This window comes from Nocardiopsis baichengensis YIM 90130 (assembly GCF_000341205.1).
Taxonomy (GTDB): Bacteria; Actinomycetota; Actinomycetes; order Streptosporangiales; family Streptosporangiaceae; genus Nocardiopsis_A; species Nocardiopsis_A halophila.
Genome location: NZ_ANAS01000004.1, coordinates 488,443 through 495,000, shown reverse-complemented (window position 1 = coordinate 495,000; position 6,558 = coordinate 488,443). Strand labels below are relative to the sequence as shown.

6 protein-coding genes are annotated in these 6,558 nt (G+C 74.3%); 4 read left to right on the top strand and 2 right to left on the bottom strand.

Annotation, left to right across the window (positions count from 1 at the left end):
• Positions 1-86: 86 nt before the first annotated feature.
• Both C892_RS0103545 and C892_RS0103540 read left to right on the top strand, forming a co-directional pair.
• The gene (locus tag C892_RS0103545) at positions 87-1,637 is read left to right on the top strand and encodes an aldehyde dehydrogenase family protein (RefSeq protein WP_017556094.1); all 1,551 of its coding nucleotides are present in this window, start codon (positions 87-89) and stop codon (positions 1,635-1,637) included.
• A gap of 337 nt (positions 1,638-1,974) precedes the next feature.
• Positions 1,975-3,384 carry a hypothetical protein gene (locus C892_RS0103540; RefSeq protein ID WP_026124119.1) on the top strand — a complete coding sequence of 470 codons (1,410 nt, stop codon included), beginning with the start codon at positions 1,975-1,977 and terminating at the stop codon, positions 3,382-3,384.
• A gap of 548 nt (positions 3,385-3,932) precedes the next feature.
• Here the strand turns inward: C892_RS0103540 and C892_RS0103535 are convergent.
• The gene (locus C892_RS0103535; RefSeq protein ID WP_017556093.1) at positions 3,933-4,592 is read right to left on the bottom strand and encodes a GNAT family N-acetyltransferase; all 660 of its coding nucleotides are present in this window, start codon (positions 4,590-4,592) and stop codon (positions 3,933-3,935) included.
• Between the two features lie 136 nt (positions 4,593-4,728).
• Between C892_RS0103535 and C892_RS0103530 the strand changes: the two genes are divergently transcribed.
• On the top strand, positions 4,729-5,346 hold the full coding sequence (locus tag C892_RS0103530) for a helix-turn-helix domain-containing protein (protein ID WP_017556092.1): 618 nt from the start codon (positions 4,729-4,731) through the stop codon (positions 5,344-5,346).
• Positions 5,347-5,381: 35 nt separating this feature from the next.
• Here C892_RS0103530 and C892_RS0103525 read toward each other — a convergent pair whose 3' ends face one another.
• A complete protein-coding gene (locus C892_RS0103525) occupies positions 5,382-5,807 on the bottom strand; it encodes a PPOX class F420-dependent oxidoreductase (RefSeq protein ID WP_017537942.1) in 426 nt (141 codons plus the stop codon).
• A 324-nt stretch (positions 5,808-6,131) separates the two neighbouring features.
• Here C892_RS0103525 and C892_RS0103520 point away from each other — a divergent pair, with 324 nt between their 5' ends.
• On the top strand, positions 6,132-6,437 hold the full coding sequence (locus C892_RS0103520; protein WP_017556090.1) for a chorismate mutase: 306 nt from the start codon (positions 6,132-6,134) through the stop codon (positions 6,435-6,437).
• Positions 6,438-6,558 lie beyond the last annotated feature (121 nt).

The window sequence follows — 6,558 nt, the reverse complement described above, 5'->3', positions numbered from 1 at the left end:
CTGGAGGCGGCCGGCGTGAAGGTCGGCAAGACCCCCAGCGAGACGGCGGCCCATGTGCGCGAGGCCGCAGTGGGGAGGGCCGTCCTGTGAGAGGACCGATCCTCAAGCCCGGGACCGAGTGGGACGCCGTCCACTCCCGGTGCCGCGAGGCGGCACCGGAGGCCTTCGGCCCCGCCGGGGCGCTCAACCGGTGGGGCGGGGCCTGGAGGACGGGCGGCACCCCGCGCCCCTTCTTCTCCCCGGTGGACGGCGGCGAGCTCGCCGCGCTCCCCATGCTGGACGCGGCCACGGCCGAGGAGGCCGTCCGGGCCGCCGCCGACGAGCACCGGGCCTGGGCGGACACCCCGCTGTCCGAGCGCCGCGCCCGCGTGCGCGCCGCCCTGGACGCCTGGAGCGCGCACCGCGAGACCCTGGCGCTGGCACTGGTCTGGGAGATCGGCAAGCCGTGGCGGCTGGCGCTGCAGGACGTGGACCGCGCCATCGAGGGCGTGCGCTGGTACGGCGAGCGGATCGAGGGGATGCTGGAGGGCCGCGCCCCGCTCCCGGGCCCGGTCTCCAACATCGCCAGTTGGAACTACCCGATGAGCGTGCTGGCCCACGCCATGGCGGTGCAGGCGCTGGCGGGCAACGCCGCGATCGCCAAGACCCCCACCGACGGCGGCCTGGTGTGCCTGACGCTGGCCGTGGCCCTGGCCGTTCGCGAAGGCCTGCCCCTCACCCTGGTCAGCGGTGCCGGACGGGACCTGTCGCCGGCCCTGGTGCGCGGCCGGGAGGTCGGCTGCGTGTCCTTCGTGGGCGGCCGAGACGCGGGCGGCCAGGTCGCCACCGCGGTGGCCGACCTCGGGCGGCGGCACATCCTGGAGCAGGAGGGGCTGAACTGCTGGGGCGTGTGGGAGTTCGGCGACTGGGAGACGCTCTCCGGGCAGATCCGCAAGACCTTCGACTACGCCAAGCAGCGGTGCACGGCCTACCCCCGTTTCGTCGTGCAGCGCTCCCTCTTCGACCGGTTCCTGGAGGCCTACCTGCCTGCGGCCCGGGCGGTGCGCTTCGGCCACCCGCTGGCCGTGGCCGATCCGGGCGACGACCTGCCCGAGCTGGACTTCGGGCCGCTCATCACCGCGGCCAAGGCCAAGGACCTGGCGGATCAGGTCGACGACGCGGTCGCAGGGGGAGCGGTCCCGCTGTACCGGGGCGGCCTCGACGAGGCGGCGCTGCTCCCGGGCCAGGACGCCGACGCCTACATGGCGCCGGTGGCGCTGCTGGAGCCGCCGCGCTCCTCGCCGCTGTTCCACGCCGAGCCCTTCGGGCCGGTGGACACCGTGGTCCTGGTCGACACCGAGGCCGAGCTGCTGGCGGCGCTCAACGCCAGCAACGGCTCGCTGGTGGCCAGCCTGTCCTGCGACGACCCGGAGGCGGCCGAGCGCATCGCCGCCCAGGTGCGGGCGTTCAAGGTCGGGGTGAACCGGCCCCGCTCGCGCGGTGACCGCGACGAGCTCTTCGGCGGCTGGGGCGCCTCCTGGCGCGGCGCCTTCGTCGGCGGCGACCTGCTCGTGCGCGCCGTCACCCGTGGCCCCGAGGGCGAGCGCCTGCCGGGCAACTTCCCCGACTACACCCTGCGTCCCGACCCCCGCGGGTGAGGGCCCGCCCGTGGACCCAGGGCCGCCGGGTCCACGGGCCCGGGGCGGGACCGGGTTCACGGCCGGACCCGGTCCCGCACCGAAACGCCCGAATCTGGCCGGATCCGGCCACAGGCGGGGTGATGTGGGGTGCGTGGGGCGGGAAACGGCCGTGGGGCGGGCGTGGAGGGAGTAGCGTGCCGCTCAGGCATGATCACCGTCCGCCCGATGACCGGGCGGAGCTCCGCCCCGCACGGCCGCGCCCCCGGCGCATGAGCGGCGTGCGGCGCGCACGGCTTCCGCAGGAAGGAGGAGGGCGCCCGCACCGCCGCGTGGTGGAACGGCGCCCGAACCGCAGATGAGCAGGAACGGCCGCGTCCTCACCGCGCTCCTGGCCGCGGCCGCCCTCGCCGCGGCGCTGGCCTGCCTCACCTGGTGGGCCGTCGAGCGCTGGGGCGTTCCCGGCTGGCCGCCCGACACCGGGCAGACGGCCCTGGCGGCGGGGCTCTTCGCCCTCTTCACGGCCCTGGTGCTGACGGCGGTCCTGGCCGGCGGCTCCGCGGGACGGCGCGGCGCCGGTGCCGAGCGCGCGCGGGCCGAGGCCGCCGCGGCCCATAGGCGCAGGCAGGTCCTGCGGATGCGGCTGCCCAGTGCGCGCAAGGACTACCCGTTCCTTTTCTCCGCGGCGGTGTGCTGGCGGGAGACCGGGCCGCCCGAAGGGGCGGAGGGGGCCGCGGTCTGCGCGGTCGAGCGGCGTGCCCGCGAGTTCGCCGCGGGCGAGCGCCCCGAGGACGTCGAGACCGCGCAGTTCCGGCTGGCCGCCGCGCTCGGCCCCGAACCCGGCTCCCACCCCGGGATCGGACAGGTCTGGGCCGAGGAGGTGCGCCTGGAGCTGTCCCCCGAGGACGAGGAGCGCCTGGTGCGCCTGAGCGATCTGCGCAAGCGCGAGGCCATCCGTGAGGAGGAGCGCGCCGCCGAGCGCCTGGAGCGCGACTACCTGAGCAAGGAGGTCTTCTCCGATCCCGGCTCGGCCCTGCTGTGGTGGCTCGCGCGCGACCCCGCGCGCGTGGACGAGGCCGCCGAGCGCATCGGCACACTGGCCCGCCTGTCCTCCGCCGCCACCGGACGTCCGCTGCCCGAGGTCTACCAGGAGCTGATGGAGGCGGCCGAGGGGGACGACGTCCTCGCCGGGGCCGTGCGCTCCGGGGGGGTGGGCCGGGGGACGGAACCGTCCGGACCTTCCGGGGCCATGCCGTCCGGCGTCCGGCCGAGGAGCCCCGGAGGAGGCGCGGCCGGGCCGGTCCCCGAGTTCACCGAGCGCGCCTCCGCCGCCGCCAGGCGGGACGAGGACCCCGACCGCTGGACGGCGGTGGCCGGGGCCGTCTCCGAGGACTGGGAGGACGACGAGGAGTACGAGGGGTTCCTCCAGCGCTTCGCCGTCTTCCTCCAGTCCAACGGCTACACCGCCAGCGCGCTCCGGCTGCGCAGGGAGCACGACCTGGGCACGGGGTTCGCCCATGCCTTCGACGCCTCCTCGGACCTGTACGGTGACTCCGCCCTTGAGGAGCCGGCCGTTCACGAAGTGGACGTCCGCGACGCGGACCCCTCCGGCTCTGAGCACGACCGCGTCTCCGACCAGGGCGTCGATCACGAGGCGGACCGCCGCGACAGGAACGGGAGCAGTGACGGCCCCGACTCCGGTTCCGTCGGCGACGTCGGCGACGAGGACCACGCCTCGGAGCCGGCCTCCGATCCCGGACGCTTCTGACCCGGGGCACGCCCCCGCGCTGCGGACCATGTGGGTGCCGTCCTGCCCCGAGGGACCGCGCTCCCAGTCGCCCACAGCCCCGCCACCGCTCGGGCCCGCAGCGGGCCTCCGACACCTGCCGGAGGCCCACTCCGGCTCGGCCCCGCCTCACTCCTCGATGGGTGGTGCGTCCTTGCCCATGGGCGGCGGATACGGCGGCGCACCGGCGGGTGAGCTGAACCTGTGTTGCTTCTTCGGCGGGGTCCTTGTGTCTTCTCCGAGTGGCTGGAAGGGAGGTCGCCGCCTTCGCGACCGGGACGCCGACGACCTCGCCCCTCTCTCTCGAAATCCGGGCCGGAGAGAAGGCCTCGATCCGTCGGTGGTGCCGGGGAGTCACTGCTCATCAGGGGAGGCCGGTTCCGAGGTCGGAGTGGACCCCTTAGGCGTGCTGCGGGACGGTGTCGATGATGTCCGGTGGTCCGTCTCCGAGACCGGTGAACCTGATCGTCGTACGGGTTCGGTTCTCCGGGCAGACGACCGGGCGACCTTCACTCGGGCCTGGGGGCGAGTCACGGGCTCCAGACCATCGTCTGTAGGTGCAGGCGTTCGCCGTTTCGGCCTCGGAAGCCGGAGATGATGCGGGGCGGTCCGTGGTGTTCGAATCCCATTCGTTCGAAGAAGGCGATGGCCCCCGTGTTCTCTGACATCGCCTGGAGGAAGCACCCCGGCGATCCTTCTTCGCGCAGGCGCTCCTGCCATCGCCGCATGAGGGCGGAGCCGATGCCCTTGCCGCGCGCTTCGGGGACCAGGCGGATGTGCAGGTGCGAAGGCCACCGCGGGTCGTCGAACTCCTTGGCGGTCTCCTTTCCGCGACCGACGATCGAGTCGAAGGCCATCCGCCCCAGGAACAGCGCGGTCTCGGGGCGCAGGAACAGCCGCTCCGTGCGGAGCAGGCGTTCGAAGCACTCCGAGTCCGAGGGAAGGGCCGAGGTGTCCAGGCACCCCGTGAGGTAGCCCAGCAGCTCGCCGTCCTCCTCGGCCACGAAGAAGGAGCCGGGATCGCCGTCCGCGTAGCGGTCCAGCCACACCGCCGGGTCGTGCTCGCCGAAGACCGACGTCGCCGCCGGGTCGCCCTCGCCGCTGCGCGCGAGTACCCCGCGCAGCCGGGACCGGTCCTGCTCGCGGTAGGTCCGCACCGTGACGCCGGTGGTGCCGTCCACGTTCGCCATGCCGTCCTCCTCGGGTCCGCCGCTCTTTCGGTGTACAGCATAGACGAAACGGTGTAGCCCGTACACCGAATTTTCGGGGGCGGCCGCTCCCAGGGCCCTCCCGGTACCCTCCTGGGGACCGAGCCGAGGAGGTGCCGTGGAGCAGGAACGGGGCGGCCGGGTGCTGGCCGCCAATCTGCGGGCGCTGCGCGAGCGGTCGGCGCTCACGCTGTCGGAGCTGGCGCGCAGGTCCGGGATCGCCAAGGGGACGCTGTCCCAGGTGGAGTCCGGCTCGGGCAACCCCACCATCGAGACGGTGTTCAGCTTGTCGAACGCCTTGAAGGTGCCGGTCTCCTCGCTGCTGACCGAGTGCGAGGACCCCGAGGTGGTGCTGGTGCGCTCGGACGGCCTGGAGGTCCTCGGCGGCAACGCCGTCGACCTGCGCATGCTGCGCCGGATGGACGTCACCGCGCGCGTCCTGGAGCTGTACGACCAGCGCGTCCGCCCGGGGGAGCGGCAGTGCTCGACGGGCCACCCCGGCCGCGAGCACGTGGTCGTCACCGAAGGGGTGCTGCGGGTCGGCCCGCCGGACGCCCCCTACGAGCTGAACCCCGGCGATTACGTCTGCTTCCCCGCCGACCGGCCGCACATGTACGAGACCGTCGGCGGCCCGGTGGTCTCGGTGCTGCTCCTGGAGTACCCCGCCGACACCGGCCCCCCGGCCCCGGGAGGGGCGTGCGCCGCCGCGGTCGAGGCTTCCGCGCGGCAGGAGTGAGGCCGGTGCCGCTTTCGGCCCGCCCCGTCGGGCCGTCAGTCCGTGGCGTCGAACTGCGTGATCACGCGTTCCGGGCGCACGCGCACCACGAGCTCTCCGGGGACCCCGTTGCGGCGGCCGAACTCCTCGGCGCGGTCCGGCCCCATGTAGCGCGCGGCGATCGCGGTCGCGGTGCGCAGCAGCTCATCGGGGTCCTCGGAGACCGAGGCGCGCCCTTGCACCTGGACGAACGCGTACGGGGGCCGCTCGAGGTCGACGCTCAGTGCCAGGCGCGGATCCCGCGACAGGTACCGGCCCTTGGCACTGGTCCCACCGGTGTTGAAGACGATCTCCCCGTCCTCGACGATGAACCAGACCGGGGCCACGAGGGGACGGCCGTCCGAGGCCGTGAAGGCGATCTTCGCCGTGCGGGTGCCCTCCATGAGGAAGTCGCGCACGCGTGCATCATCCAGGGAAGCCATGGGGCCACCGTAGCCGCGGTGCCTCCGCCTGTCCGGGCGCCCGGGCGTGTGTCGCACAGGCGCCGCCCGGCGGCCGGGGACGTCCCGTGCCGCGCGCTTGCGGTACACTCACCCTCGTGACCTGCCAGACGCACCGCTATTTCACGTTTATCGAGCCGGCCCGGGAGCGGCCGGCCGCTGGAGCGTGAGCAGAGCGGTCGACGGGTCCCGAGCCGGCTGAGAGCGAGAAGGCGACGCCTTCCGCTCTTTTTCTTTTTCCAGCGGTCGGCTCCCCTTTGGCCAGGTGGGCGGTCGGCCGCCCCAGGCCGAAAGGAATCAGCGACGATGACCCCCGAGAACGGCGCCAGGAACGGCAGTGCCTCCGAGGTCCAGGAGCTGCGCGGGCGCATCGACCAGGTGGACGCCCAGCTTGCCGAGCTGCTGGAGCGGCGCGCGCTTCTGGCCGCACAGGTCCAGAGCCTCAAGCCGGTCGGCGGCTTCGCCGGCCGCGACACCGACCGTGAGCGCGGCCTGGTCGCCGCCATGGCCCGCCGCGCGCCCCGTCTGGGGGAGCGGCGCATCTCGCGCATCATGCGCGCGGTGATCGAGGCGGGCCTGGACGCCGCCGAGCAGGACCGGGCGCGCGTCTGAAGACCCCCGCCACGACCCCGTCGGCCCTGCGAGGACGGCTCCGGCGTCCCTGAGGCCTCTGGTGTCCCGGCCCGTGCTCCGGCCCGTACCGGGGTACGGGGGCCGTGGCCCGCGCCGGGGA

Bases quoted from the DNA above. Each gene is read 5' to 3' on its own strand.
- C892_RS0103540 (WP_026124119.1), top strand. From the start codon at position 1,975: ATGAGCAGGAACGGCCGCGTCCTCACCGCGCTCCTGGCCGCGGCCGCC.
- C892_RS0103535 (WP_017556093.1), bottom strand. From the start codon at position 4,592: ATGGCGAACGTGGACGGCACCACCGGCGTCACGGTGCGGACCTACCGC.
- C892_RS0103525 (WP_017537942.1), bottom strand. From the start codon at position 5,807: ATGGCTTCCCTGGATGATGCACGCGTGCGCGACTTCCTCATGGAGGGC.
- C892_RS0103520 (WP_017556090.1), top strand. From the start codon at position 6,132: ATGACCCCCGAGAACGGCGCCAGGAACGGCAGTGCCTCCGAGGTCCAG.